The organism is Massilia sp. S19_KUP03_FR1, assembly GCF_036688685.1.
Lineage (GTDB): Bacteria > Pseudomonadota > Gammaproteobacteria > Burkholderiales > Burkholderiaceae_D > JALYUM01.
Genome location: NZ_JAQQPS010000005.1, coordinates 28,091 through 54,654, shown reverse-complemented (window position 1 = coordinate 54,654; position 26,564 = coordinate 28,091). Strand labels below are relative to the sequence as shown.

The following is a 26,564-nucleotide window of genomic DNA, read 5'->3' as shown; positions in this document are numbered from 1 at the left end:
GGCTATTTTGTGTTGGTCGCCGCTTCAAACAAACCGCCGCGATAAATCACCGGCAGTTCGCTGCGCTCGAAGCGCGGCGCCTGCGCCTGGATTTTCAGCTGGCCGGTGACGCCGTCGAGCGTGATCGCTTGTCCTGGATGCAGCGCCATTTCGCGCGCCACGCGGTAGGCGTCGATCCCGAGCGCGTACAGGCGGTCCAGGTCAGGCGCGCTGCGGTTTTCGCCGGCGCGGCGCGGATAGGCCATTGCGGCCGGGTGGTCGGGCTGCACCTGCCACGGCAGATCGAGCATGCGCACGCCATCGAGTTCGGCCACGCTGGTGCCGGCGCCGCGGCCGGGATTGACCGACGACGTGCCATAGGCCGGCAGCGACGTGCCCAGCGCCGCCCGTACCTGGCGCAGCTGTTCCGGGTCGAGCGCGGCAAAAATGAAGTCGGGGGCGTCGATGTCGACGCGCACTTTGAGTTCGGCCAGCGCGTTGTCGGCAATGTGGCCGTCGACCAGCGCCAGTTCGACCTGGTAGGCCGTGCTGCCAAGCTTGTTCCAGTGATCGTGGAAGGCGCTCGCCAGGCGCCGCTGCCAGGCCGCTGTCCCGGTCAGCACCAGCGGCCGGCCGGTGGGAAAGTCGGCGTGGGCCCAGGCGGCGACCTGGCGCGCTTCATCTTCGATCGTCAGGCCAATGGTGAGCATGCTCGGCGGCAGCGGTGTGCTGTCGCCCGGGTGGTTCAGCGCCAGCGTCGGTTTCGTCACGGGGCCGGCGGCCACGGCGGCCACGGCAGGGCGCAGCAGCGGGCCGACCACCATGTCGTTGCGTGCAGCCGCGTCGCGGTAGGCGCGCAGGGTGGCGTCGAGCGTGTCATCGCTGGGGACCAGGTCGATGATGACACCGGCGCGGTCGCGTTCATAAGCGGCCATGAAGCCGGCGCGCAGCGCGTCGGCGGCCGCAGCCAGGGTGGCGGAGTTGAGCGGCAGCAGCAGGGCGATGCGGGTCTGGCCGGTGGGGGCCAAGGCGGGTTGGGGGGCGTCAATGGCATCGGGGACGTCGATGGGGGAGGTCGTGACGATGGCCTCCGGCGGCGGCGCAATGGGCGCGAGGACGGGTGGCGCGGGTGGCGGCAACCTTGTATTTGTCTCGATGGGCGCGCACAATCCTCCCGGCGCGCTGCACGGCGTGCTGCAGCCCACGAGTAAGCCGGACGCCAGCACGGCGGCCAGGCTTGCGAGTTTATTTACCGGCATTGATCCCCCCTCATGACAGATTCGACAGATTCCCCTTCCAGCCTGCCTGGCCACATTGCCCAGCTTCCCGTCATCGGCGAAGCGGCGCAGCAGTCCTATCCTACCGCAACGCTGTATATCGTGGCCACGCCGATCGGGAACGTCACCGACATCACCCTGCGCGCATTGCACCTGCTGGCCATTGCCGACGTCGTCGCCTGCGAAGACACGCGCAAGACCGGCGCGCTGCTGGGCCGTTTCGGCTTGTCGAAGCCGATGCTGGCGGCGCACCAGCACAACGAGCGCGAAGTGGCGGAGAAACTGATCAGCCGTTTGCTCGCTGGCGAACGGGTGGCGCTGGTGTCGGACGCCGGCACGCCGGGCGTCTCCGACCCGGGTGCGCGTATCGTCGACGCGGTGCGCGCGGCCGGCCTGCGCGTGCTGCCGCTGCCGGGTCCTTCGGCGGCAGTGACGGCCTTGTCGGCGTCGGGCCTGGTGAACGACCAGTTTTATTTTGTCGGCTTCCTGCCAGCCAAGGCGAAGCAGCGCGAATCGGCGCTGGCGGCACTGGCCAACGTGCCGGCCACGCTGGTGTTTTACGAGGCGCCGCACCGCATCCTCGAGAGCGTCGAGGCGCTGGCGCTGGCGTTCGCGCCAAGCCGGCAAATCGTGTTCGCGCGCGAACTGACCAAGTTATTTGAAGAGATCCACCGCTGCACGCTGGCCGAGGCCGTGGCATGGGTCAAGGCCGATGCGAACCGCGAGCGTGGGGAATTCGTGGTGCTGGTCGAAGGCGCGAGCGTGGCCACCGATGCGGCCGATGTGGAGGCCGAGCGGATTTTGCAGATTTTATTGAAGGAGTGCTCGGTGAAGCAGGCGGCGAACCTGGCGGCGCAAATTACGGGGCGCAAAAAAAATGCCTTGTATGACAGGGCGCTGGAGATCAAGGGGGAGTAGTTGTTGGCTTAAAGACCGTCACCCCGGCGAACGCCGGGGCCCATAGCGAAGTCGCAGCACCGCGCACGCAGCATGGGTACCGACTTGCGTCGGTATGACGGCTTTGCGTAGAACGGTGCAAGCGTTCCCTACCACTTGCACCCCGTCCCCGCCTTCTGCGTCAACATGATCAGCGGCGCCAGCAAGCCGCCTGGCAGCCCATCCTTGCAATCTCCGCGCTTGGCCGCCGAGATCGCCCGCGCCGCCTTCGACTCCGGCTGAAACTGGTCCTCCAGCTGCTGCTTCTTCAAGCGCCCCAGCGGCGCATCGTCCGCATTCGGCGCATCCTGCACGCCCACCACGCGCGCCGTCGAGCGCGCGGCCTCCAGGTCGAACTTTTTCGGCGCCGGCGCCGGTTCTTCCACCGGCTGCGCCTCGAGCACCAGTGCCGGTGCCACAAGCGCCGGCGCTTTCGGCGCCACGGCAATCACCCGTGGCGCTGCAGCTGGCTTGCTGCGTGTGGCCGGGATCGAAGCCGGCGCTGGCGCTTCGACGACCTGCACGGGAGCCGCTGGCGGCTGCAGGCGCAGCACGATCGGCGCCGCCACCGGTGGCGCCGCCATGGTCGGCTGCGGCGCCGGTCGCCACGCGCTCAGCAGCACCACGTGCGCCAGCATCGACAGTCCCACGCCAATGATGACGCGTCTGGTCGAGATTCTTGGGGTCGCCGCAGCAATCATGCGCCTGCCTTCATTATCGTCATTTTCAAACATTCTCCTTTGTGCCCTTGACCTGCTGAGCGCCAACCTGTCATAATGCGTTTCCTCGTCGGAGTGTGGCGCAGTCCGGTAGCGCACCTGGTTTGGGACCAGGGGGTCCAAGGTTCGAATCCTTGTACTCCGACCAAAGTATTCCGGAAAGCCCCACAGTTCGCTGTGGGGCTTTTTCCGTTCTAGGCCGTGTTTTTTTCGCCTGCCCACGCAGTTCCGTATTTCGCCGCCAGCGCATTGCCCGCGCGGCTGTTGCCCTTGCGTCCCAGTTGCTGCGAAATGAACTGGCCCGCCGCTACCACCTGCGCCAAATCCACACCCGTGGCGATCCCCAGTCCCTGCAAAAGATACAGCACATCTTCGGTGGCCACGTTGCCGGTGGCGCCCTTCGCATACGGACAGCCGCCCAGTCCCGCCACCGACGCGTGAAAAATCGCCACGCCCACTTCCAGGCTGGCATAAATGTTCGCCAAGGCCTGGCCGTAGGTATCGTGGAAGTGGCCCGACAGGCCGGACAGCGGGAATTCACGGGCCGCGCGCAGCATCACCGCCTGGGTCTGGCGCGCGGTGGCCACGCCGATGGTGTCGGCAATGTCGATCTCATCAACGCCCAGCGCCGCCATGCGGGTCACCACGTCGGCCACGGCGTCCAGCGGCACGTCGCCCTGGTAGGGGCAGCCGAACGCGCAGCTGATGCTCGCACGCAGGCGCAGGCCGTGTTCTTTGGCCGCTTGCGCCACCGGTTCGAAGCGCGCGATCGACTCCGCAATCGAGCAGTTGATATTCTTTTGCGAGAACGCCTCCGATGCCGAGCCGAAGATCACCACTTCATCGGCCCCGGCGGCCAGTGCGGCCTCAAAGCCCTGCATATTTGGCGTCAGCACCGAGTAGATGGTGCCGGGCTTTCGCGTGATCTGCGCCATCACCTCGGTGCTGGTGGCCATCTGCGGCACCCATTTGGGCGACACGAACGACGCCGCTTCAATGTTTACAAACCCGGCGCGCGTGAGACGGTCGACCAGTTCGATTTTGACGGCGGCGCTGACCGCTTCCTTTTCGTTTTGCAGGCCGTCGCGCGGGCCCACTTCGACTATTTTGACGTGTGATGGCAGCGTATTCATATCAGTAACCTTTCGTGCGGTCGACCATGTCGGCCACGGTTTCGCCGCGTGCCAGCGCCTGCATCTTGGCGGCGATCTGGCGTACGGCTTCAGGCACCAGGGTCAGTGCGGAAATGTGCGGTGTGATGGTCACGCGCGGCTCGCCCCAGTATGGGTGGTCCGGCGCCGGCGGCTCGTCACGGAACACGTCCAGGGTAGCGCCGGCCAGGTGGCCGGCGCGGATCAGCGCGAGCAGGGCGTCGTCGTCAATGTGCGCGCCGCGGGCGACGTTGATGACCACGCCGCCTCGTGCCAGCAGCGACAGGCGCGCATGGTCCAGCAGCTGATTGGTCTCAGGCGTCAGCGGCAGCAGGCACACCAGCACGCGCGTGCCGCATAAAAATGCGTCGAGGTCGTCGAAGCAGTCGACTCCGGCGATGGTTTTTGGGCTGCGGCTCCAGCCACGCAGCGGAAAGCCGAATGGCCGCAGCGCCTCGATGACGCTGCGACCGAGCTGGCCGAGGCCCAGCACACCGACCGTAAAATCCTGTTTGTCATGTGCCGGCAGTGGCTGCCAGGCGCCCTGGCGCGCCTGGCGCTCGTAGTCGTCGAACCGGCGGAAATAACGCAGTACCGCGTGCGTGACGTACTCCGCCATTTGCATGCCCATGCCGGCGTCACCCAGGCGGATGATCGGGGCAGGGGGCAGCGCCGCGCCGAATTTGAGGATGGCGTCGACCCCGGCGCCCATCAGGAAGATGGCTTTGACATTCTGTAGCCGGGCTACCAGTTCGGCTGGCGGCGCCCAGATCACCGCGTAGTCGCACGCGGCGTCGCCGGCTATCCAGGTGCGCACCTGCGCATCCGGCAGCGCGGCCCGGAACGCCGCTTCCCAGTCGGACGTCTGGCCATCGCTGCGGTACAGCAGGATGTTCACTACGCAGCCTTGAACGCCAGCAGCGGCGCGCCGTCGGCGACCTGGTCGCCCACCGCATACAGCAGTTCTTCGACCACGCCGTCGGACGGCGCGCCGATAGTGTGCTCCATCTTCATCGCCTCCATGATCACCAGCGGCTCGCCCTTCCTGACGTCCTGCCCGGCTTGCGCCAGGATGGCCACGACCTTGCCCGGCATCGGCGCGGTCAAGCGTCCGCCCACCGCTTCGACTTCGCCGGCATGCGCCATCGGGTCGTGGTAAGTCAGAGTGTAATGGCGTCCGCCGGTGAAGACGTGAAACAGGTCGCCATCGCGCCGCACGGTGCCGTGCATGGCGCTGGCGCCCAGCCGGATCGACAGCGTGGCGCCATCGCGCGCAGCCAGCGTCAGGTCGCTCGCCACACCGTCAACTTCCATGCGCCAACCGCCGGCGCGATAGGTCAGCGCCACGTCGTAGGCATGCTCGTCGCTGAAAGCCAGCGTGCGCTGGTAGTTGCCGTTCAGGCGCCAGCCCGACGCATTCGCCCACGGGTCGCTCGCACCCGTGTGTTCACCGCCTACCAGCGCCATCGCTGCCAGCGCCAGCGCACCGACGGGTGTCGGCGTCACGGGCGGGAACAAGGTGTCGCCATTGCGCTCGATGAGGCCCGTGTCGAGGTCCGCGCTGGAGAAGGCCTGGCCCTCGACCAGGCGTTTCAAAAACGCGATATTGGTGGCCAGGCCGACGATCTGAAACTCGGCCAGGGCCTGACCCATGCGCGCGAGCGCCTGCGTGCGGTCCGCGCCCCAGACGATCAGTTTGGCGATCATCGGATCGTAAAACGGCGAGATCGCGTCGCCTTCGCGCACGCCCGAATCGATGCGCACCGATGCGGGCACGCCGCCTGCAGTACTTCCCGCCATGCCGCCCAGCTCGAAATGTACTGCATCCGGCGTATCCATATGGCGCAGCGTACCGATCGACGGTAAAAAACCCTTCTCCGGGTTCTCCGCATAGATACGGGCTTCGATCGCATGGCCGTGCATTGTTAACTGGTCCTGGCGCAGCGGCAGCGGCTGGCCGGCAGCCACGCGCAGCTGCCATTCGACCAGGTCGGTCCCCGTGATCATTTCGGTCACAGGATGCTCGACCTGCAAGCGCGTGTTCATCTCCATGAAGTAGAACGAGCCGTCCTGGTTGGCGATGAATTCAACGGTACCGGCGCCGACATAGCCCACGGCTTTGGCCGCAGCGACCGCCGCTTCGCCCATCGCCGCGCGGCGTTCGGGCGGCATGTTCGGCGCCGGTGCTTCTTCCAGCACCTTCTGATGGCGCCGCTGCACGGAGCAATCGCGCTCGTGCAGGTAGACGCAGTTGCCCTGGGTATCGGCAAACACCTGGATTTCGATGTGGCGCGGGCGTTGCAGGTATTTCTCAAGCAGCACTTTGTCGTCACCGAAGGAGCTGATCGCTTCGCGCTTGCAGGATGCCAGTGCCGCCGCTAAATCTTCCGACCGGTCGACCACGCGCATGCCCTTGCCACCGCCACCGGCGCTAGCTTTCAATAGCACCGGATAGCCGATGCGGTCCGCTTCTCGCTGCAGCAAGTCCGGGTCCTGCGACTCGCCGTGGTAGCCGGGCACCAGCGGTACGTTGGCTTTTTCCATCAGCGTCTTGGCGGCCGACTTGGAACCCATCGCGCGCATCGACGATGCCGGCGGGCCAATGAATACCAGGCCTGCCGCCGCACACGCATCGGCGAAATCGGCGTTCTCCGACAGGAAGCCGTAGCCCGGGTGAATCGCCTGCGCGCCCGCGGCCAGCGCCACGGCGATGATCACATCCCCCTTCAGATAGCTCTCCTTGGCCGCGGCCGGGCCGATCAGCACGGCCTCGTCGCAGACCGCCACGTGTTTCGCACCGGCGTCGGCTTCCGAGTACACGGCAACCGTGCGGATGCCCATGCGGCGCGCGGTAGCGGCGACGCGGCAGGCGATTTCGCCGCGGTTGGCGATCAGGATTTTAGTGAACATGCGCAGCCTTCGGAGGTGAAGCGTTGAGGGTGAATGGGGTCAGCCGCCGCAGCTGGCTTTGGGCGCCGAATCGAGCATGGCGGCGCGGGTATGCAGGCCGAGCTTTTCCAGCAACGCGCGGTCGTCGTTCGCTTCCGGGTTGTCGGTGGTGAGCAGCTTGTCGCCGTAGAAAATCGAATTGGCGCCGGCCAGGAAGCACATCGCCTGCACCGCTTCGCCCATCTGGCGGCGCCCGGCCGACAAGCGCACGCGCGCTTGCGGCATCGTGATGCGGGCCACGGCAATGGTGCGCACGAATTCGAGCGGGTCGAGCGGGTCGATACCGTGCAGCGGCGTGCCTTCCACCTGCACCAGGTGATTCACCGGCACCGATTCCGGGTAAGGATTCAAATTCGCCAGTTGCGCAATCAGGCCGGCGCGCTGCCGGCGCGATTCGCCCATGCCGACGATGCCGCCGCAGCAGACCTTCAGGCCGGCGTTGCGCACGCGACCCAGGGTGTCGAGGCGGTCCTGGTATTCGCGCGTGGAGATCACGTTGCTGTAGAACTCGGGTGCGGTGTCGAGGTTGTGGTTGTAGTAATCGAGGCCGGCGGCTTTCAATTGCTGCGCTTGTCCCTCTTCGAGCATGCCGAGGGTCGCGCAGGTTTCCAGGCCCAGCGCTTTGACTTCACGCACCATCTCTTCGACCTTTTCCATGTCGCGCTCTTTCGGGCTGCGCCAGGCGGCACCCATGCAGAAACGCGTGGCGCCATTCGCCTTGGCCTGGCGGGCGGCGTCCAGCACCGTCTCGATGCCGAGGATTTTTTTCGCTTCCACACCGGTGTCGTAACGCGCCGCCTGCGGGCAGTAGCTGCAGTCTTCTTCGCAGCCGCCGGTTTTAATTGACAGCAGCGTGGCCAGTTCGACGTCGCCATCGGGGAAATTGGCGCGGTGCGTGGTCTGGGCGCGGAACATCAGGTCGTTGAAGGGCAGCTCGAACAGCGCCAGCACGTCGGCCACGGGCCAGGTTGCGTCATCGGCGACGGTGATGGCCGCGGCAGGCGGGTGGAAAGAGACGGGTGCGTTCATGGTATTTCCTTGTATCTAGAGTGAATTAATTGCGGACGGTGGGCCAGCCTGGCAGACCGTGCAAATGTAAATAGTGCGCTGCCGCGGCGGCGGTCGGCGCATCGAGGCGCGGTACGCGGCCCAGCAGCGGTGCGGGTATGCGTTGTTCGAGCGCGGCGACATTCTCGTCCATAAAAGCCATGTCCGGGTCGACTTCATTGGCGACCCAGCCGGCAATCACCAGGCCGCGCCGCACCACCGCCTCAAACGTCAGCAGCGCGTGGCTGATGCAGCCCAGGCGCAGGCCGACGACGAGGATGACCGGTAAGTTCAGCTGCGCGGCCAGGTCGGCCGTGTCGAAATCGTCGGACAGCGGCACGTGGAAGCCGCCCACGCCTTCGACCACGACGGCATCCGATGCGCCGAGAATTTCGGCAAAGGCCGCGATGATCGGCACCGCCTCGATGGTCACGCCTTCCAGCGCGGCGGCGATATGCGGCGCCGCCGGCTCCTTGAGCATGTAGGGAGTCGTAATGTGCTGCGGCAGGCGCACATTGCCGGCTGCGGCCAGCATGTCGGCGTCTTCATTGTGGAGCAGGCCGTCGGCGCCGACGCTGGCGCCGGCTGCGATCGGTTTCATGCCGCAGGCGCGCTGGCCGCTGGCCACCAGCAGGTGCAGGATCGCGCTGGAAATGAGCGTCTTGCCGATTTCCGTGTCGGTGCCGGTGACGAAACAGCTGAAGCGCGGCACGATGCCTTCCAGGGCACCTTGCAGTTCGGGCTCGTTGACGGGTTCGATGTCGGGCATGGTGACCGGCGCAAGCTCGGTATCCGGCATGACCGGCAGTTCCGGTTCGTTCAGGCTGGTGGTCATGGGACGTTCCCTTCCAGGGTATTGATGGCGGCGGCGAGCTGCGCGACATCGGCTTGTGTATGCGACGCCGACAGGGTCACGCGCAGGCGTGCCGTGTTGGCGGGGACGGTCGGCGGGCGAATCGCAGGCACCCACAGCCCCTGCGCGTGCAGGCTGGCGGCGGCCTGCATGGCCTCGTCGTTGCCCCCGATGATAATCGGTTGAATCGGTGTCGTCGACGCGGGACGCTGCCAGCGTTTTAAGGACAGCGCCGTATCGAGATGGTGGATCAGCTGTGCCAGGTGGCGGCGGCGCGCTTTTCCCTCAGTGCCACCGATGATGTCCAGGCTCGTGAGCAGCGCATGCGCCAGCGCCGGCGGCGCCGCCGTCGTATAAATATACGGGCGCGCGCGCTGCACCAGCAGTTCGATCACGCTGGCGTGGGCCGCAATAAAAGCGCCACCGACGCCGGCCGCTTTGCCGAGCGTGCCGACATACACCAGGTGTGGCGACGACAAATTAAAATGTTCGAGCGCGCCGCGGCCGTTTTCACCGAGCACGCCGAAGCCATGGGCGTCATCGACCACCAGCCAGGCGCCATAGCGCTCGCACAGGGCCAGCAGGCCTGGCAACGGCGCCAGGTCGCCATCCATGCTGAACACGCTGTCGGTGACGACGATGTTGGTTGATGCCGTGCTGGCCGCCAGCTGGCCTTCCAGCATGGCCACGTCGCCGTGCGCGTACACGCTCACGCCTGCGCGGGCGAGGCGGGCGCCGTCGATCAGCGAGGCGTGGTTCAACGCCTCCGAAAAAATCATCGCATTCTGGTCCGCCCCCAGCGCGGACAATACGGCAAGGTTGGCCATGTAGCCGGTGCACAGGTACAGCGCGCGCACGTCGGGGATGTGCGGCGCCATGAAGGCGGCGACGTGCTCCTCGAATTGCGCGTGCGCGCGCCCATGGCCGCTGACGAGGTGCGAGGCGCCGCTGCCGGCGCCGTACAACGCGGCGCCTTCCTGCAGCGCGGCGATGATGGCGGGATGGGCGGCCAGGCCCAGGTAATCGTTGGCGCAGAACGCCAGCATGGCACGGCCGTCGACCGTCTGGTGCGGTGCGCAGCTTGTCTCGGCCGTGCGGCGCCGGCGCGTCAAACCTTGCGCACCGATGGCGGCGAGCTGGCGCTCGATGGCGGCGATCAGTTCCATAGGGTCGTTTCAAACACCGCGCGGGTACGCGCCGCCAGGTCGGCGATTTGTTCGGGGTCGAGAATATACGGCGGCATCAAGTATACCGTGCGGCCGATCGGGCGCAGCATCAGTTCGTGCTCCAGCGCGGTGGCAAAGAAGCGGCGCGAGAACGTCGACACCCTGTTCGCGTCCGGCTCGATGGCGTCGAACGCGAAGATGGTGCCGCGCTGGCGCAGGTTGGCCACGCGCGCGTGCTGCGCCAGCGGCGCCAATGCCGCCATCATGGCAGCCGACTTGACGCGGTTTTGCGCCAGCACGTCGTCGTCCCTGAAAATCTGCAGCGTGGCCAGCGCGGCGCGGCAGGCCAGCGGATTGCCGGTGTACGAGTGCGAGTGCAGGAAGCCGCGCCGGATGTCTTCGCTGTAGAACGCCTGGTAAATGCTGTCCCTCGTGAGTACCAGCGACAAGGGCAAATAGCCGCCGCTGATGCCTTTCGACAGGCACAGGAAATCGGGCCAGATGCCGGCCTGCTCGCACGCGAAAAACGTGCCTGTGCGCCCGCAGCCGACGGCGATTTCATCGGCGATCAGGTGCACGTCGAAGCGGTCGCACAGTTCGCGTACCAGCGTCAGATACAGCGGGTCGTGCATCGCCATGCCGGTGGCGCATTGCACCAGCGGCTCGACGATGAAGGCGGCGATCTTGTCGGCGCGCTCCTCGAACAGCGTTTCGACGTCGGCGGCGGCGCGGCGCGCCACGTCCTGGGCCGTCTCGCCGGGCAGGGCGTTACGGGCATCGGGCGAGGTCACCACGCGTGCGGCGCGCAGCAGCGGGCCGTAGGCATCCTTGAACAGGGCCACGTCGGTGACGGCCAGCGCGCCGATCGTTTCGCCGTGGTAACTGCCCTGGACGCAGACGAATTCCTGCTTGTCCGGGCGGCCGGCATTCCTCCACGCGTGAAAACTCATCTTGAGTGCAATCTCAACGGCGGAGGCGCCGTCGGAGGCGTAAAACGCATGGCCGAGAACGTGGTTCGTCAGGCTGGATAACTGCTCCGACAATTCCACCACCGGCTCGTGGGTAAAACCGGCCAGCATGGCGTGTTCGAGCGTATCGAGCTGCTCTTTCAATGCCGCGTTGATTCTCGGGTTGGCGTGGCCGAACAGGTTGACCCACCAGGAGCTGATGGCGTCGAGGTAGCGTTTGCCGTCATGGTCGTACAGGTACACGCCGCGCGCATTTTTGATGGCGACCAGCGGCATTTGTTCGTGGTGCTGCATTTGGGTACATGGGTGCCACACGCTGCGCAGGCTGCGCGCGACCCAGTCGTTCGAAGTTGAGTGATTCAAGACAGCCACGATGGTTTACGTTTTTCTAAAAAGGAGGCCACGCCTTCGCGGCCTTCCAGGGAGGAGCGGATGGCGGCGATGCGTCCTGCGGTGTCGGCCACCAGCGCCTGGTCGATGGTTTTTGCGGCGATGTCGCGCACCAGCACTTTGGCTTGTCGCACTGCATGCGGGCTGTTCGAGACCAGCGCTTTGATGATGGTCGCAACGGCGGCGTCGAGGGCGTCGGACGTGGCCAGTTCGTGGACGAAACCGATCCGGTGCGCCTCGTTAGCCGTGATGCGTTCGGCGGTCAGCACGTAGCGGCGCGCGGCCTGTTCTCCCATCGCCTTGATGACGTACGGCGCGATGGTGGCGGGAATCAGGCCGAGTTTGACTTCGCTCAGGCAGAAATGGGCGGTATCGGCAGCGACGACGATGTCGCAGGCGGCCGCCAGCCCCATGCCGCCCGCGTAGCAGTCACCCTGGATTTTTGCCACGACCGGTTTCGGGCACAAATAAATCGTGCGCAGCATGTCGGCCAGGCGCGTGGCGTCAGCCAGGTTTTCGCTGTCCGAGTAGCCCGCCATTTCCTTCATCCAGTGCAGATCGGCGCCGGCGCAGAAGGCCGGGCCGTTTGCGGCCAGCACGATGGCGCGGATGTCTTCGTCCTGGCCCAGTTCATCGAAGGCCAGCGCCAGTTCGGCGATGGTGGCGCTGTTGAACGCGTTGCGTACCTCGGGACGATTGAGCGTCACGGTGGCGACGTAGGCATGCATGGTGATGTCGATCGCCTGAAAATCCATTTTTGCTTCCTTTACATGCGGAAGACGCCGAACTTGGTGTCTTCGATAGGCGCATTCAATGCCGCCGAGAGTCCCAGGCCCAGCACCATGCGCGTGTCGGCCGGGTCGATCACGCCGTCGTCCCACAGGCGCGCGGATGCATAGTATGGGTGGCCCTGGTGTTCGTACTGGTCCTTGATGGGTTGCTTGAACGCGGCTTCTTCGTCCGCCGTCCATTGGCCGCCCTTGCCCTCGATGCCGTCGCGCTTGACGGTGGCCAGCACCGACGCGGCCTGGTCGCCGCCCATGACGGAGATGCGCGCATTCGGCCACATCCAGAGAAAGCGCGGAGAAAAAGCGCGCCCGCACATGCCGTAATTGCCGGCGCCGAAACTGCCGCCGATGATGACAGTGAATTTGGGGACGGCCGCGGTGGCGACAGCGGTCACCATCTTGGCGCCGTTGCGGGCGATGCCCTCGTTTTCGTATTTGCGGCCCACCATGAAGCCGGTGATATTTTGCAGGAACACGAGCGGAATTTTACGCTGGCAGCACAGTTCAATAAAATGCGTGCCTTTTAACGCCGACTCGGAAAACAGGATGCCGTTGTTGGCGATGATGCCCACCTTGACGCCATAAATGTGGGCGAAACCGCAGACCAGGGTGGTGCCGTAGCGTGCCTTGAATTCGTCGAATTCGCTGCCGTCGACCACGCGTGCGATCACTTCGCGCACGTCGAACGGTTTGCGCGTATCGACCGGGATCACGCCGTACAGGTCCTGGGCCGGATAGTGCGGTTCCACCGGCGCGCGCGGCGCGCCCTGCACCGGTTTCACGCGATTCAGATTGCCGACAATGGTGCGCGCCAGCGACAAAGCGTGTAAATCGTTTTGCGCCAGGTGGTCGACCACGCCGGACAGGCGCGTGTGCACGTCGCCGCCGCCCAGATCTTCCGCAGTGACGACTTCCCCGGTGGCCGCTTTCACCAGCGGCGGGCCGCCCAGGAAAATGGTGCCCTGCTCCTTGACGATGATCGATTCGTCGCTCATTGCCGGCACGTAGGCGCCGCCGGCCGTGCAGGAGCCCATGACCACGGCGATTTGCGGAATGCCCTTGGCCGATAAATTCGCCTGATTAAAAAAGATGCGGCCGAAGTGGTCGCGGTCAGGAAACACGTCGTCCTGGTTCGGCAGGTTGGCGCCGCCCGAGTCGACCAGATAGATGCAGGGGAGGTGGTTCTGGTCGGCGATTTCCTGGGCGCGCAGGTGTTTTTTGACCGTCATCGGGTAATAGGTGCCGCCCTTGACGGTGGCGTCGTTACAGACGATCACGCACTCCTGGCCCGCCACGCGCCCGATCCCGGTGATGATGCCGGCCGCCGGCGCCGCGCCGTCGTACATGGCGTAGGCCGCCAGTTGCGAGAATTCGAGGAAGGGCGTGCCTGGGTCGAGCAGCATCTGCACGCGCTCGCGCGGCAGCAGTTTGCCGCGCGCGACGTGTTTTGCACTGGCGGCTTCTCCGCCGCCAGCGGCGATGGTCGCTACCCTGGCGCGCAGGTCGTCCACCACGGCTTGCATGGCAGTCACGTTGGCCTGGAAGTCCGCGCTACGCGGGTTGAGTTTGCTCTCGATGTGGGGCATGGCGGGCTGATCCTTTATTTCTCGGGGAAACTGCCGTCCACGTAAAACCAGCGCAGCGCGCCCAAGCTGTCGGGCGCGCGCACGAAGCGGCTCACTTCGTGCAGCCGATGCGCCCGGCCGCCGACCTTGAAGCGGGCGACGAATTCGACGGTATCGCGCGCCTCACCCGCCTGTTGTTCTTCAGGCAAGTCTGCTTTACGTTGACGTAAACGTAAAGCAGATTTTACCTCAAGTCCCAGCCACTGGAGCTTTTCGTCGGGGTCGACGATGGCGCCCGGCGGCAGGGTGCTGGCATGCCAGGTTGCGCGCAGGTAGGCTTCATCGCGCAGCGTGTAGGCGCTGTAGCGCGAGCGCATCAGTTGTTCGGCCGTTTGCGGCACGCTGGCGCCGCCAAGGTAGGGGGCACAGCATTGCGCGTAGGGACCGCCGCCGCAGGGGCACAGGGAGGGGGATATTGGCATGGGCATATTATCCGCCATATCGGTGGGGCGGCGTGCGCTTGCCTTGGCGCTGCGCATTTTCGTGGCCTTCGATGGCAATAAAGCGTGTTGTTCTAAAGTGCAACAAAGCGGAAACATTTTCGAAAAAGTAAACTTGCCACAAGGCAAAATTTGCAATACAGTTGGTTACAGATTTTGCCGCAAGGCAATCTCACGAGTAATTCTCATCACATTGCCCTGACCGGGGCAAGTAGCAAGTGCCCGTCCCGTGCCGCTCCAGCGCACGGCGACCGATTGGCCAACGACGACTCACCGGTCGTCGGCGGCGCAGTCTGCACCAGGCCGACACCGTCGGTTGCATCGTTTCAGCCGTGCCGCGCTGTTGCGCGTTCCGTTGCTTGCGCTAGCAAGGCAAGCCTGCTTGTACAACTGAGCTACATCCAACCATTGGGGCGCGCCGCGCCCCGCCCGACCCGCGTGGTCGCTGCCTTGCCACGACCATCGGCTTCATCAGGAGTGATGCATGACGACTACCAACGAGACGACACCTTCGATGCCCCTCACTTCGGGCCAAATGTCCATGTGGCTGGGGGCCCGCTTCGCGTCGCCCGATACCAACTTCAACCTGGCCGAAGCACTCGACCTCGACGGCGACATCGAACCCGAGCGCTTCCTGGCCGCGCTGCGCCTGGTGGCCAACGAAGCCGAAGCGCCGCGCCTGCATTTTGCCGACAGCGGCGCCGGTCCGCGCCAGTGGCTGGCGCCGACTTATACTGGCCAGATTCCCTACCTCGACTTTTGCGCCGAAGCCGATCCGGCCGGCGCCGCGCTGGCCTGGATGCAAGCCGATTACCTGCGCAACCAGGATCTCGGCGCTGGCCAGCTGTGGCTCTCGGCCTTGCTACGCACCGGGCCGCACGCGTATACCTGGTATCACCGCTGCCACCACATCGCGCTCGACGGTTACGGCGGCAGCCTGCTGGCGCGCCGCGTGGCCGAGCACTACACGGCGCTGTGCGAGGCGCGGCCGGTGGCCGACAGCACGCTGGCAAGCATTGCCGACCTGGCGCAAGACGACGCGGCCTACCAGGCCTCCGGCCGCCATGCGCGCGACCGCCAGTACTGGATGGCGCGCTTCGCCGACAAGCCCGATCCCTTCAGCCTGGCCAGCGGGCGCGCGCCCAACCGCGGCGGCATGCTGCGTCAAACCAGCTACCTGCCGGCGGCCAGGGTCGAGGCACTGCGCATCCTCGGGCGCAGCCTGGGCGCTACCCTGCCGCAGGTGCTGACCGCCGTCATCGCCGCGTATCTGTACCGGGTCAGCGGCAACGCCGACATGGTGTTGGGCATGCCGCTCACGGCGCGCCACAACGAGAGAATGCGCCGGGTGCCGGCGATGGTCGCCAACGCCATGCCGCTGCGCCTGGCGCTGGCCGCCGCGCTGCCACTGGCCGAGTTGATCGGCCAGGTCGGCGCGCAGATGCGCCAGGTCCTGCGCCACCAGGCTTACCGCTATGAACACCTGCGTGCCGACCTGAACCTGCTGGGCAGCCATCGCCAGCTATTTACCAGCGTGATCAACATCGAGGCCTTCGACTACGACTTTCACTTCAACGGCGTTGCGGCGACCCCGCGCAACCTCTCCAACGGCACCGCCGAGGACCTCGGCATCTTCCTGTACGAACGGGGCAACGGCAAGGATCTGCAGATCGACTTCGACGCCAACCCGGCCCTGTACAGTGCCGCCACGCTGGCCGGCCACCAGGAACGGCTGCTCGGTTTTATTGGCGCGCTGCTGGCCGACCCGACCCAGAATGTGGGCCAGGTCGCGCTGCTGCGCGAGGATGAGCGCGCGCGGCTGCTGCACGTCTGGAACGGCAGCGCCGTCACTGTGCCGGACACCACCCTGACCGCGCTGCTCGAGCAGCGCGCTGCGGCGAGCGCCGACGCCATCGCCCTGCGGTGCGAGGGTGAACCCACCACCTATGCGCAGCTGCACCGCCGCGCCAACCAGCTGGCGCGCCTGCTGCTGGCGCGCGGCGCCGGCCCTGGCACCGTGGTCGCCATCGCGGTACCGCGCTCGCTGGAATTGATGGTGGCGCTGCTGGCCACCCTCAAAACGGGCGCCGCTTACCTGCCGCTCGACCCTGATTATCCGGCCGACCGGCTCGCCTTCATGCTGGACGACGCCCGGCCGGTGTGCGTGCTGACGGCTGGCGCCGCAGCGGCGCAACTTGACGCGCAGTTGGCAAGCAACGCGGCGCCGCTGCTGGCGCTCGACCGCGCCGCCACCATCACCCTGCTCGACGCCTGCGCGGAGCACGCGCTCACCGATGCCGAGCGCAGCGCGCCGCTGCAGCCGTTGCATACGGCCTACCTGATCTACACCTCCGGCTCGACCGGCAGGCCGAAGGGCGTGCTGGTGTCGCACCAGGCCATCGTCAACCGCCTGCTGTGGATGCAGGACCGCTATGGCCTGGGCGCGGACGACCGCGTGCTGCAAAAAACCCCGTCCAGCTTCGACGTCTCGGTGTGGGAATTCTTCTGGCCGCTGATCGAGGGCGCCACGCTGGTCATGGCGCGTCCGGGCGGGCACAGGGACGCGCACTACCTGGCCGCCCTGGTGGCGGCCGAGGCCATCACCACCATCCATTTCGTGCCCTCGATGCTCGCGCTGTTCCTGCTCGAACCGGCCACCCCAGCCTGCACCTCGCTGCGGCGCGTGATCTGCAGCGGCGAGGCGCTGGCGCCGGCGCTGCAAACCCAGTTCCAGCAGCGCCTGGGCTGCGAGCTGCACAATCTGTACGGCCCGACCGAGGCCGCGGTCGACGTCACCCACTGGCAGTGCGGCGCGGCGCTGGGAGAAGAACGGGTGCCAATTGGCTATCCGATCTGGAACACCCAGCTGTATGTGCTCGACGATGCGCTGCAACCGGTGCCGGTGGGCGTGGGCGGTGAGCTGTATCTGGCCGGTACCGGGCTGGCGCAGGGTTACCTGGGCCGTGCGCTACTGACGGCCGAACGCTTCGTCGCCAATCCACACGGTGCGCCTGGCAGCCGCATGTACCGCAGCGGCGACCTGGCGCGCTGGCGCGCCGATGGCAGCCTCGATTACCTCGGCCGTGCCGACCAGCAGGTCAAACTGCGCGGCTTTCGCATCGAGCCGGGCGAGATCGAAGCGGTGCTGCTGGGCCACCCGGGCGTGGCCCAGGCGGCGGTGGTGGCGCGCGAGGACCACCCGGGCGAGCAGCGCCTGGTCGCCTACGTGGTGGGTGCCGCCGGCGCCGATCCGGCCCCGCTGCGCGCGCTGCTGGCCGCGGCACTGCCCGAGTACATGGTGCCGTCCGCCTTCGTCCAGATCGCGGCGCTGCCGCTCGGCCCTAGCGGAAAGCTCGACCGCAAGGCCTTGCCGGCGCCGGAGCGCCAGGCCGCCAACGCCTATACCGCGCCGCGCACGCCCACCGAGCGCACCCTGGCCACCATGTGGAGCGAGGCGCTGCATGTCGAGCGCATCGGCGTGGATGACAATTTCTTTGAACTGGGCGGCCACTCGCTGATGATCGTTCAGCTGATGTCGATGATCCGCCAGCACTTCATGATCGAACTGCCGGTCGACACCCTGTTCCAGGTGTCGACCATTGCCGGCCTGGCCGAGCGGCTCGACCAGGGCGCCGCGCTGCGCCCGAGCGTGATGGCGATGGCGCGCCCAGCGCAGGTGCCGCTGTCGTACGCCCAGAACCGGCTCTGGCTGATGAACCAGCTCGAGGATGGCAACCCGGCCTACAACATGCCGCTGGCGCTGCGCCTGACCGGACCTCTCGAGCACAGCGCGCTGCAGGCCGCGCTGGCCGACCTGGTCGACCGCCACGAGATCCTGCGTACTATCTATCCGAGCGCGTCCGGCCTGCCGCACCAGCAGGTGCTGGCCGGCGCCGCCGCGCGCCCGCAACTGCTGGCCAGCGCCAGCAGCGAGGAGGGCATCGAGGCACAACTGCGCCAGGCCGCGGCCTACCGCTTCCGTCTCGATTGCGAGACGCCGCTGCGCGCCACCCTGTTCCGCCTCGAAGAGGACGAACACGTACTGCTGCTCTTGACCCACCACATCGCCGGCGACGGCGCCTCTCTGCTGCCGCTGGCGCGCGACCTGAGCGTGGCCTACGGCGCCCGTTGCGCTGGCGCCGCGCCGGACTGGCTGCCGCTGCCGGTGCAATACGCCGATTACACGCTGTGGCAGAACGCACTGCTTGGCAGCGAGGACGATCCGGCCAGCCTGGCATCGCGCCAGGCCGCTTTCTGGCGCGACGCGCTGCGCGGCCTGCCCGAACAGCTGGCCCTGCCGCTTGATCACGCCCGTCCTGCCACGCCGAGCCACCGCGGCGGCGTGGTGCCGCTGCAGATCGACCGCCAGCTGCACGCCCAGCTGTTGCAACTGGCCGGCGAGGGCCAGGCCAGCCTGTTCATGGTGCTGCAGGCGCTGCTGGCGGCCTTGCTCAGCCGCCTCGGCGGCGGCGACGACATCGCCATCGGCACGCCGGTGGCCGGCCGTGGCGATCACGTGCTCGACGGCCTGATCGGCTGTTTTGTGAACACCCTGGTGCTGCGCACTGACACCTCCGGGCGACCGAGCCTGCGCGATCTGCTGGCCCGGGTACGGGTCGGGAATATGGCGGCGTACGGCCAGCAGGAGCTGCCGTTCGACCGCCTGGTCGAGCTGCTGCAGCCGCAGCGCTCGCGCGCCAGTCACCCGCTGTTCCAGGTCATGCTGGGTTTCCAGAACAGCAGCCGGGCCAGTTTCAATATGGCCGGCGTGGCTGTCACGCCGCAGCCGGTCACCATCGACACGGCCAAGTTCGACCTGTCCTTCATCCTGGCCGAACAGCGCGATGCTGACGGCCTGCCGGCAGGCATCGGCGGCGGCATCCAGTACAGCAGCGACCTGTTCGAAGCAGGCACCGTCGAGGCCATCGCGGCGCGCCTGGTGCGCCTGCTCGAGGAGGCTTGCGCCGCGCCGGACACGCCGCTGGCCACGCTCGCGCTGCTGCAGCCGCACGAGCGCGCACGCGTGCTGGCCGACGGGCACGGAGCGACGCCGGCGCTCGCCGTGCAAAGCCTGGCGCAGATGGTCGAACGCCACGCCGCCATGACGCCGGCGGCAACCGCACTGGTGAGCGAGCACGGCGAACTCAGTTACGCCGAACTGAACCGCAAGGCCAACCGGCTGGCGCACCTGTTGCGGCGCCAGGGTGTGCTGCCCGGCACCGTGGTGGCCACCGCGCTGCCACGCTCGCCCGAGCTGGTGCTGGCCCACCTGGCCATCGTCAAGGCCGGCGCAACGTACCTGCCGATCGACCCGCACCACATGGCGGCGCGCATTCCCTACGTGCTGGAACAGGCGCGCCCGCACCTGGTGCTGTCGACGCTGGCGCTGGCCGCGCAGCACAGCCTGGCCAGCCCGTCCGTACCAGCGCTGCGGCTCGACGACGACCTCTGCGTGGCCAACCTGGCGCTCCAGAGCGAGGACAACCCCGGTCTGCCGGTGCACGCGCAGGACGCTGCTTACCTGATCTACACCTCAGGCTCGAGCGGTGCGCCCAAGGGCGTGCTGGTACCGCACGCCGGCCTGCACAACCTGGGCGCGAGCATGGGCGCCGCCTTTGCGCTCGGCGCCGACGCCCGCGTGTTGCAGTTTTCCTCGTGCGGTTTCGACGCCTCGATCATGGACCAGTTGATGGCGTTCCAGGCCGGCGCCGCGCTGGTGCTGGCGGCCGCCGGCAGCGTCCAGCCGCTGGGCCAGGAACTGGCCGAGCTGCTTGAGCGGCTCGGCGTGAGTCACGCGCTGATTCCACCAGCGGCGCTGGCAACGCTGCCACCGGCGCCGCTGCCGCTGCTGCGCACGCTGGTGGTGGGCGGCGACGCCTGCCCGCCGGCGCTGGTGGCGCGCTGGGCGCCGGGGCGGCGCATGATCAACGCCTACGGCCCGACCGAGATCACCATCTGCGCCAGCCTGAGCGCACCGATGCAGGAGGCCGGCCCGGCCTCGATCGGCCGCCCGGTGTATGGCGCCGAGCTGTATGTGCTGGACGCGCAGTTGCAGTTGCTGCCACCCGGCGTGCCTGGCGAGCTGTATATCGCCGGCGCCGGCCTGGCGCGCGGTTACCTGGGCCAGCCGGGGCTGACTGCGGAGCGCTTTATCGCCAATCCGCACGGCGCGGCCGGCAGCCGCATGTACCGCAGCGGCGACCTGGCGCGCTGGGCCGCCGATGGCAGCCTGGATTTCCTCGGCCGCGCCGACCAGCAGGTCAAGCTGCGCGGCTTCCGCATCGAGCCGGGCGAGATCGAGGCGCTGCTGCTGCGCCAGGATGGCGTGGTGCAGGCCGCCGTGTTGCTGCGCGAAGACACGCCGGGAGAAGCGCGCCTGGTCGCCTACGTGGTGCCGACCACTGCCGGCGCCGAGCTGGCGCCGGCACTGCTGCGCGACAGCCTGGCGCGCACGCTGCCCGACTACATGGTGCCGTCCACCTTCGTCACGCTCGCTGCGCTGCCGCTCAACCAGAGCGGCAAGCTGGATCGGCGCGCATTGCCGCTGCCGCCGCAGCAGCGCCAGGCCGGCGCCGTGTATGTGGCGCCGCAGGGCGCCACCGAGGAAGCGCTGGCGGCGATCTGGTGCGAGGCGCTGCAGCTCGACCAGGTTGGCCGGCACGACAATTTCTTTGAACTGGGCGGGCACTCGCTGCTGGCAATTCAGCTTGGCATGGGCATCCGGGCGCAGCTGCACCCGGACTTCCCGCACGCCGGCATTTACAGCCACCCGGCCCTGTCCGAACTGGCTGCGCTGGTGGACGACCTGCGCAACGGCGCGGCCAGCGCGGCGCGCCCGGACCTGGCACGCGAGGTGCTGCTGCCGGCGCACATCCAGCCGCAGGCGGCCAGCGCACCGCTGCGCCCGCAGCGCGTCTTTCTTACCGGCGCCAGCGGGTTTGTCGGCAGCCACCTGCTGGCCGCACTGCTGCGCGATACCGACGCCACCGTGGTGTGCCATGTGCGCGGCGACAGCCCGCAGGCGGCGCGCCAGCGCCTGCGGGACGCCATGGCCACGCGCCAGCTCACGGCGCTGTGGGACGAAACGCGCATCGAGGTGGTACGCGGCGACCTCGGCGCGCCCGGGCTGGGGCTGGACGAGGCCGATGCGGCGGCAATTCGCGACGGCTGCGACGCGATTTACCATTGCGCCGCCCAGGTCGACTTTTTGCACCCCTACGCCAGCCTGAAACCGGCCAACGTCGACAGCGTCATCACCTTGCTCGACTGGACCGCGCGCGGGCGCCCGAAAAGCCTGCACTACGTCTCGACGCTGGCGGTGATCGACCCCGGCAACGGCGCGCTGCTGACCGAGCGCTCGCCGCTGGCCGTGTCGAGCGGCCTGGTGGACGGCTACAGTCAGAGCAAGTGGGTCGGCGACGCGCTGGCGCGCGAGGCCCAGGCGCGCGGCCTGCCGGTAAATATCTACCGGCTCGGCGCGGTGACGGGCGACCACACCCATGCGCTGTGCAATGCGGCCGACCTGATCTGGCGGGTAGCGCAGCTGTACGCCGAGCTGGGCGCCATTCCGGCGATGGACTTGCCGCTGAACCTGACCCCGGTCGACGATGTGGCGCGCGCCATCCTGGGCCTGGCCGGCCATGCCGACGCGCGCGGCCAGGTGTATCACCTGATGGGCCAGCAGCGCTTGCGGGTGGGCGACATCGCGCCGGTATTTGCCCGCCTCGGGGTGCAGCTTGAATCGCTGGCGCTCGAGCCATGGATGGAGCGTGCGCGCGCGCGCCTGGTCGCCACCGGTCAGCGCGAGCTGGCGGCCGTGCTGGCCATTCTCGATCAGTACGATACGACCGCCACGCCACCGGACGTGTCCGGCCACGCCACCCAGACCCGGCTCGAAGCGCTGGGGGTGCCGATCCGGCCGGTCGACCGCGACCTGCTCGAGCGTTATTTTGTCAACCTCGGCATCCGCGGCACCGACCCGGTGACGGACACCATCGTGGCGGGAGCCTGACCATGGCCACTTATCTGATCGCCGCCACTGCCATGCCCGGCCACGTACTGCCGATGCTGGCCATCGGCCGTCACCTGGCCGGGCTCGGGCACCGGGTGCTGGTGCACACGGCCAGCCAGTTCCGCTCTCAGGTCGAGGCGGTCGGCGCCACGCTGGCGCCGTTCGACCCGGCCATTGACCACGACTACCGCACCCTTGAAAGCCGCCATCCGGCATGGCGCCAGATGCCCGGCGGGCACGCGCGCCTGTGCTACGGCCTGCGCCATTTTTTTGCCGATGCGATGGCGCCGCAGCTGGCTGGCCTGCGCGCGCTGCTGGCGGCCGAGCCGGTCGACGCGATCCTGGTCGATACCATGTTTTGCGGCGCGCTGCCGCTGCTGCTGGGGCCACGCGCGGCGCGCCCGCCGGTGCTCGCGGTGGGCATCACGGCGCTGTCGCTGTCGAGCTGCGACACGGCCTTTTTTGGCACCGCACTGGCGCCTTCGGCCACGCTTGAGGGGAGAGTGCGCAACCTGGCCATGAACGGCAACCTGAAACGGGCCATGTTCGGCCCGCTGCAGCAGTATTTCGACCAGCGCCTGGCCGAGCTGGGGGCGCCGGCCCTGCCCGATTTTGTGCTCGACGCGCTGATCAAGCTGCCCGACCGTTATCTGCAGCTGACGGCGGCTGAATTCGAATATCCGCGCAGCGACTTGCCGCCCTCGGTGCGCTTCGTCGGCCCGCTGGCGCCGCCTGCCGGGCGCCAGTTCGAGGCGCCGTCCTGGTGGCCCGAGCTCGACGACGGCCGCCCGGTGGTGCTGGTGACCCAGGGCACGCTGGCCAACGACGACCCGGGCCAGCTGATCTTGCCGACGCTCGAGGCGCTGGCGGGTCGCGACGACTTGCAGGTCATCGCCACCACTGGCGGCCCGGTGCCGGGGCAGCTGGCGGCGCTGCCGCCCAATGCGCGCATCGTGCCCTTCGTTCCTTACGACCGGCTGCTGCCGAAGGTGGCCGTGATGGTCACCAACGGCGGCTACGGCGCCGTCAACCACGCGCTCAGCCTGGGCGTGCCGCTGGTGGTGGCCGGCGCCAGCGAAGAAAAGCCGGAGATCGCCGCGCGCGTGGCCTGGAGCGGCGCCGGCATCAATCTCGGTACCGGCAAGCCGGGCACGCGGCAGCTGGCGCAGGCCGTGCACAGCGTGCTGGCCGAGCCGCGCTACCGCCAGCACGCGGCCGAACTGCGCGGCCATTTTGCCCGCTGCAACGCGCTGGCCAGCATCACCGACGAACTGCGCGCGCTGCAGGCGCGTGCGACTGCCGCCGACCATCGTCCTACAACCATTACCGAAACCGAAACCGAAACCGAAACCGAAACCGAAGGAGTTACCGCATGAGCCATCCATTTGACGAGCAGGACGCGCAATTTCTGGTCTTGCACAACGACGAAGGCCAGCATTCGCTGTGGCCGCAGCATCTCGCCGTGCCGGCCGGCTGGCGCGTGGCGCTGGCCGCGAGCGCGCGCGCCGATTGCAACGCTTACATCGAAGCCCACTGGCAGGATATGCGGCCGCTGTCGCTGGCCGGCCAGTCGCTTTTCTAGATGGTCTCCACCAGCTCTGAATAGCCGCGCAGGATATTGTCTGCGGTAAGCAGACGAAGCGGCTCACACAGCGCTTGCGCAACCAGGATGCGATCAAATGGATCGCGATGCAGGTCGGGCAAGCGCGTCACCATCGCCGCATGCCTGGCCGATACGGGCAGTTCGCGAAAGCCGCTATGTTCTATTTCCGCCACCAGCTGGTCGATATCCGCGTCCAGTTTGCCAATGCCAACCTTGATGGATGCTTCCCATATCGATGCACTACTGACATACACATCCGTCGACGCGACGATCCGCGCACGCGCCGCTTTCGATAGATTCGGGTGGTCCTGCAACCACCACAGATAGACATGAGTATCGAGCAGGATGCGCATTAGCGGCCCTCGAACGCCGCCAGTACGTCGTCGGGCAGAGGCGCATCGAAATCGTCGGCGATGCGAATCTTGCCTTTCATGGCGCCAGGTGTGCGTGCAGGCCTTTTGGCCGGCACCGGTACCAGCATCGCGGCGGGCTTGCCCGCCTTGGCGATCATGATCTCTGCGCCGAGCCCCACGGCGTCGACCAGCTTCGAAAACTGTGTCTTTGCTTCATGAATATTAACGGTTTGCATAGAACCTCCCGGATGGACTTAGTCCAGCTTAGTCCATGCCGATCCTTTACGCAAGTTTTCCGGGGTTTTCAAGCGTGTGCAAACCGTATTTGCTTATTTGAAATCATTCTGGTTGCCCAATTGACGGGACGTTTCATCCGCGCGTAAAGTTGTCTGCTCTGCAATCGCTGACGGGAACACCCATGGACATTGTTCGACCAGAGGCCAAGGCGCAAGCGCCCGTATCACCGCGTCGGCGCCGGTTTCTCGCGCGCGGCGCCGTGGCGTCGCTGGCCGCCGCCAGTGGCGCTGCGGCCGCCGATACGCCGTCACTGAATGTGCCACCCCAGGTGCCGCAATGGATGCGCGAACCCGGCGCCGGCTTTTTGACGCCGCCCTACGGCTTGCCGTCGCCGTTCGAAAAACACGTGCTGCGCAAGTTGCCGGACCAGGCCTCGGCGTTTCCCACCGCCACCCGCACGCCCCTGCAAAACCTGTTCGGCACGAACACGCCGAACGGCCTGTTTTTCGAGCGCCACCACGCCGGTGTGCCGGCCATCGACCCGGCCCAGCACCGGCTGATGCTGCACGGCCTGGTCGAGCGTCCCTTGTTGTTGACGATGAAGGCGTTGATGCGCTTTCCCGCGGTCTCGCGCAGCCATTTTATTGAGTGCTCCGGCAACAGCATGGCCGAGTTCAAGGCGCCCGGCAAAGGCAGCGTGCAGGACATCCACGGTTTGCTCAGCGGCGCCGAATGGACCGGCGTGCGCCTGGCCGACGTGCTCAACGAAGCGGGCTTGCTGCCGTCGGCCAGCTGGATTCTGGCCGAAGGCGCCGACGCAGCCGCGATGACGCGCTCCATCCCGCTGGCGAAAGCCCTCGACGATGCGCTGCTGGTGTATGGCCAGAACGGCGAGATGCTGCGCCCCGAGCAAGGCTATCCCTTGCGCCTGCTGCTGCCCGGCTTTGAAGGCAATATGAACATCAAGTGGCTGCGCCGCCTGAAAGTGGGCGATGCGCCGTTTCAAACGCGCGAGGAAACGGCGAAATACACCGACCTGATGCCGGACGGTACGGCGCGCCAGTTCACCTTCCAGATGGGCGTGAAATCGGTGATCACGGCGCCCTCGGCGAAACAGGTACTCGATGGCCACGGTTTTCGTGAAATCAGCGGGCTGGCCTGGAGCGGGCAGGGGCGCATCACGCGCGTCGAGGTGTCGGTGAACGGTGGGCGCACGTGGCAGATGGCGACGCTGGACGGGCCGGTGCAGCCGAAGGCCTTGACGCGCTTTCGCTTGCCGTGGATATGGTCGGGTGAGGAAGCGATCCTGCAAAGCCGGGCCATCGACGAAGCCGGCAATGTCCAGCCGACCCGCGCAGCACTCATCAAGACCGACGGCCAGGCCTCGGTGTATCACTACAACGCCATCCAGAGCTGGCAGATTGCACCGAATGGCGAGGTCAGCAATGTCCATGTATAAACGCACCGCATTGTTCACCCTTGCCGCATGGTTGACCGCCTGTGCACCGACGACGCAGGTAGCACGCTTCGGCCTGGGACAGACGCCCAGCGCAGAACAAATTCGCGGCTGGGATATCGACGTGCGCGCCGACGGTGCCGGGTTGCCGGCCGGCGCCGGCTCGGTGGCCCAGGGCCAGGCGATCTACCAGGCGCGCTGCCTGGCGTGCCACGGCGAACAAGGCGAACAGGGCATCGCGCCGCGCCTGGCCGGCGGCCAGGGCACACTGGCGACCAAAGCGCCGCTACTCAGCGTCGGCAGTTACTGGCCATATGCCACCACGCTGTACGACTACATCCACCGCGCCATGCCGCTGGACAGCCCGCAATCGCTGACACCGAGCGAGGTGTATGCGGTGACGGCGTACACCTTGCACCTGAACGGCATCGTGAAGGCCGATGCGGTGCTCGATGCATCGTCGCTGGCGGCAGTCAAGATGCCGAACCGGGATGGATTTCGGCCAGTCCTGAAGTAAAGCCGGGCGTCACAAAAAATCGCGACAGCGGCATCCGGTCATGGGACACTGACGGCATACCATTTCGATTGAGGTCACCATGCACGACATGACTGTCTC

20 protein-coding genes and 1 tRNA gene are annotated in these 26,564 nt (G+C 67.0%); 7 read left to right on the top strand and 14 right to left on the bottom strand.

Annotated features, from left to right (window positions below; translation table 11 throughout):
* Positions 1-2: 2 nt before the first annotated feature.
* Positions 3-1,238: a penicillin-binding protein activator gene (locus V6M87_RS06745; RefSeq protein ID WP_332875831.1), complete on the bottom strand. Its 1,236-nt coding sequence runs from the start codon at positions 1,236-1,238 to the stop codon at positions 3-5.
* A 12-nt stretch (positions 1,239-1,250) separates the two neighbouring features.
* On the opposite strand from V6M87_RS06745, the gene rsmI reads away from it, so the two are divergent.
* Positions 1,251-2,174, top strand: coding sequence for a 16S rRNA (cytidine(1402)-2'-O)-methyltransferase (rsmI, locus tag V6M87_RS06740; protein WP_332875830.1), 924 nt, complete (start codon positions 1,251-1,253; stop codon positions 2,172-2,174).
* Positions 2,175-2,302: 128 nt separating this feature from the next.
* On the opposite strand, the gene V6M87_RS06735 is transcribed toward rsmI, so the two are convergent.
* Complete coding sequence (locus V6M87_RS06735; RefSeq protein ID WP_332875829.1) at positions 2,303-2,893, bottom strand: hypothetical protein; 591 nt, start codon at positions 2,891-2,893, stop codon at positions 2,303-2,305.
* A gap of 89 nt (positions 2,894-2,982) precedes the next feature.
* Between V6M87_RS06735 and V6M87_RS06730 the strand changes: the two genes are divergently transcribed.
* Positions 2,983-3,059, top strand: a tRNA-Pro gene (locus V6M87_RS06730).
* A 46-nt stretch (positions 3,060-3,105) separates the two neighbouring features.
* On the opposite strand, the gene V6M87_RS06725 is transcribed toward V6M87_RS06730, so the two are convergent.
* From V6M87_RS06725 to V6M87_RS06680, 10 genes are all read right to left on the bottom strand, one after another.
* Positions 3,106-4,044 (bottom strand): hydroxymethylglutaryl-CoA lyase, encoded by a 939-nt coding sequence (locus V6M87_RS06725; protein ID WP_332875828.1) that lies wholly within the window; start codon positions 4,042-4,044, stop codon positions 3,106-3,108.
* Between the two features lies 1 nt (position 4,045).
* On the bottom strand, positions 4,046-4,960 hold the full coding sequence (locus V6M87_RS06720; RefSeq protein ID WP_332875827.1) for a 2-hydroxyacid dehydrogenase: 915 nt from the start codon (positions 4,958-4,960) through the stop codon (positions 4,046-4,048).
* Positions 4,960-6,972, bottom strand: coding sequence for an acetyl/propionyl/methylcrotonyl-CoA carboxylase subunit alpha (locus V6M87_RS06715; protein WP_332875826.1), 2,013 nt, complete (start codon positions 6,970-6,972; stop codon positions 4,960-4,962). Before V6M87_RS06715 ends, V6M87_RS06720 begins: the two co-directional genes overlap by 1 nt.
* Positions 6,973-7,011: 39 nt before the next feature.
* A complete protein-coding gene (gene bioB / locus V6M87_RS06710; protein ID WP_332875825.1) occupies positions 7,012-8,040 on the bottom strand; it encodes a biotin synthase BioB in 1,029 nt (342 codons plus the stop codon).
* A gap of 25 nt (positions 8,041-8,065) precedes the next feature.
* Positions 8,066-8,827, bottom strand: coding sequence for a dethiobiotin synthase (bioD, locus tag V6M87_RS06705; protein WP_332876067.1), 762 nt, complete (start codon positions 8,825-8,827; stop codon positions 8,066-8,068).
* Positions 8,828-8,889: 62 nt separating this feature from the next.
* Positions 8,890-10,077 (bottom strand): 8-amino-7-oxononanoate synthase, encoded by a 1,188-nt coding sequence (gene bioF / locus V6M87_RS06700; RefSeq protein ID WP_332875824.1) that lies wholly within the window; start codon positions 10,075-10,077, stop codon positions 8,890-8,892.
* Entirely contained in the window at positions 10,068-11,408 is a 1,341-nt protein-coding gene (gene bioA / locus V6M87_RS06695; protein WP_332875823.1) for an adenosylmethionine--8-amino-7-oxononanoate transaminase, read from the bottom strand. The genes bioF and bioA overlap by 10 nt, the downstream gene beginning before the upstream one ends.
* Positions 11,405-12,190, bottom strand: coding sequence for an enoyl-CoA hydratase/isomerase family protein (locus V6M87_RS06690; RefSeq protein ID WP_332875822.1), 786 nt, complete (start codon positions 12,188-12,190; stop codon positions 11,405-11,407). Before V6M87_RS06690 ends, bioA begins: the two co-directional genes overlap by 4 nt.
* An 11-nt stretch (positions 12,191-12,201) precedes the next feature.
* Positions 12,202-13,809 carry a carboxyl transferase domain-containing protein gene (locus tag V6M87_RS06685; protein WP_332875821.1) on the bottom strand — a complete coding sequence of 536 codons (1,608 nt, stop codon included), beginning with the start codon at positions 13,807-13,809 and terminating at the stop codon, positions 12,202-12,204.
* Positions 13,810-13,823: 14 nt separating this feature from the next.
* Entirely contained in the window at positions 13,824-14,276 is a 453-nt protein-coding gene (locus V6M87_RS06680) for a YchJ family protein (RefSeq protein WP_332875820.1), read from the bottom strand.
* Positions 14,277-14,772: 496 nt separating this feature from the next.
* Between V6M87_RS06680 and V6M87_RS06675 the strand changes: the two genes are divergently transcribed.
* Genes V6M87_RS06675 through V6M87_RS06665 form a run of 3 tightly spaced genes read left to right on the top strand, consistent with a single transcriptional unit; the run spans position 14,773 to position 23,881 of the window.
* Positions 14,773-22,299 (top strand): non-ribosomal peptide synthetase, encoded by a 7,527-nt coding sequence (locus V6M87_RS06675; RefSeq protein WP_332875819.1) that lies wholly within the window; start codon positions 14,773-14,775, stop codon positions 22,297-22,299.
* A 2-nt stretch (positions 22,300-22,301) separates the two neighbouring features.
* A complete protein-coding gene (locus tag V6M87_RS06670; RefSeq protein WP_332875818.1) occupies positions 22,302-23,675 on the top strand; it encodes a glycosyltransferase in 1,374 nt (457 codons plus the stop codon).
* Positions 23,672-23,881, top strand: coding sequence for an MbtH family protein (locus tag V6M87_RS06665; protein ID WP_332875817.1), 210 nt, complete (start codon positions 23,672-23,674; stop codon positions 23,879-23,881). Before V6M87_RS06670 ends, V6M87_RS06665 begins: the two co-directional genes overlap by 4 nt.
* On the opposite strand, the gene V6M87_RS06660 is transcribed toward V6M87_RS06665, so the two are convergent.
* Positions 23,878-24,255: a type II toxin-antitoxin system VapC family toxin gene (locus tag V6M87_RS06660; protein ID WP_332875816.1), complete on the bottom strand. Its 378-nt coding sequence runs from the start codon at positions 24,253-24,255 to the stop codon at positions 23,878-23,880. The genes V6M87_RS06665 and V6M87_RS06660 overlap by 4 nt on opposite strands.
* Positions 24,255-24,491, bottom strand: a complete 237-nt coding sequence (locus V6M87_RS06655; RefSeq protein ID WP_332875815.1) for a type II toxin-antitoxin system Phd/YefM family antitoxin — start codon at positions 24,489-24,491, stop codon at positions 24,255-24,257. The genes V6M87_RS06660 and V6M87_RS06655 overlap by 1 nt, the downstream gene beginning before the upstream one ends.
* Before the next feature lie 182 nt (positions 24,492-24,673).
* On the opposite strand from V6M87_RS06655, the gene soxC reads away from it, so the two are divergent.
* Positions 24,674-25,951, top strand: coding sequence for a sulfite dehydrogenase (soxC, locus tag V6M87_RS06650; RefSeq protein ID WP_332875814.1), 1,278 nt, complete (start codon positions 24,674-24,676; stop codon positions 25,949-25,951).
* Entirely contained in the window at positions 25,944-26,465 is a 522-nt protein-coding gene (locus V6M87_RS06645; protein ID WP_332875813.1) for a c-type cytochrome, read from the top strand. The genes soxC and V6M87_RS06645 overlap by 8 nt, the downstream gene beginning before the upstream one ends.
* Positions 26,466-26,564: the final 99 nt, after the last annotated feature.

Coding starts and splice junctions, on each gene's coding strand:
- V6M87_RS06745 (WP_332875831.1), bottom strand. CDS start 1,238: ATGCCGGTAAATAAACTCGCAAGCCTGGCCGCCGTGCTGGCGTCCGGC.
- rsmI (WP_332875830.1), top strand. CDS start 1,251: ATGACAGATTCGACAGATTCCCCTTCCAGCCTGCCTGGCCACATTGCC.
- V6M87_RS06735 (WP_332875829.1), bottom strand. CDS start 2,893: ATGATTGCTGCGGCGACCCCAAGAATCTCGACCAGACGCGTCATCATT.
- V6M87_RS06725 (WP_332875828.1), bottom strand. CDS start 4,044: ATGAATACGCTGCCATCACACGTCAAAATAGTCGAAGTGGGCCCGCGC.
- V6M87_RS06715 (WP_332875826.1), bottom strand. CDS start 6,972: ATGTTCACTAAAATCCTGATCGCCAACCGCGGCGAAATCGCCTGCCGC.
- bioB (WP_332875825.1), bottom strand. CDS start 8,040: ATGAACGCACCCGTCTCTTTCCACCCGCCTGCCGCGGCCATCACCGTC.
- bioD (WP_332876067.1), bottom strand. CDS start 8,827: ATGCCCGACATCGAACCCGTCAACGAGCCCGAACTGCAAGGTGCCCTG.
- bioF (WP_332875824.1), bottom strand. CDS start 10,077: ATGGAACTGATCGCCGCCATCGAGCGCCAGCTCGCCGCCATCGGTGCG.
- V6M87_RS06690 (WP_332875822.1), bottom strand. CDS start 12,190: ATGGATTTTCAGGCGATCGACATCACCATGCATGCCTACGTCGCCACC.
- V6M87_RS06685 (WP_332875821.1), bottom strand. CDS start 13,809: ATGCCCCACATCGAGAGCAAACTCAACCCGCGTAGCGCGGACTTCCAG.
- V6M87_RS06680 (WP_332875820.1), bottom strand. CDS start 14,276: ATGCCCATGCCAATATCCCCCTCCCTGTGCCCCTGCGGCGGCGGTCCC.
- V6M87_RS06675 (WP_332875819.1), top strand. CDS start 14,773: ATGACGACTACCAACGAGACGACACCTTCGATGCCCCTCACTTCGGGC.
- V6M87_RS06670 (WP_332875818.1), top strand. CDS start 22,302: ATGGCCACTTATCTGATCGCCGCCACTGCCATGCCCGGCCACGTACTG.
- V6M87_RS06665 (WP_332875817.1), top strand. CDS start 23,672: ATGAGCCATCCATTTGACGAGCAGGACGCGCAATTTCTGGTCTTGCAC.
- V6M87_RS06660 (WP_332875816.1), bottom strand. CDS start 24,255: ATGCGCATCCTGCTCGATACTCATGTCTATCTGTGGTGGTTGCAGGAC.
- V6M87_RS06655 (WP_332875815.1), bottom strand. CDS start 24,491: ATGCAAACCGTTAATATTCATGAAGCAAAGACACAGTTTTCGAAGCTG.
- soxC (WP_332875814.1), top strand. CDS start 24,674: ATGGACATTGTTCGACCAGAGGCCAAGGCGCAAGCGCCCGTATCACCG.
- V6M87_RS06645 (WP_332875813.1), top strand. CDS start 25,944: ATGTATAAACGCACCGCATTGTTCACCCTTGCCGCATGGTTGACCGCC.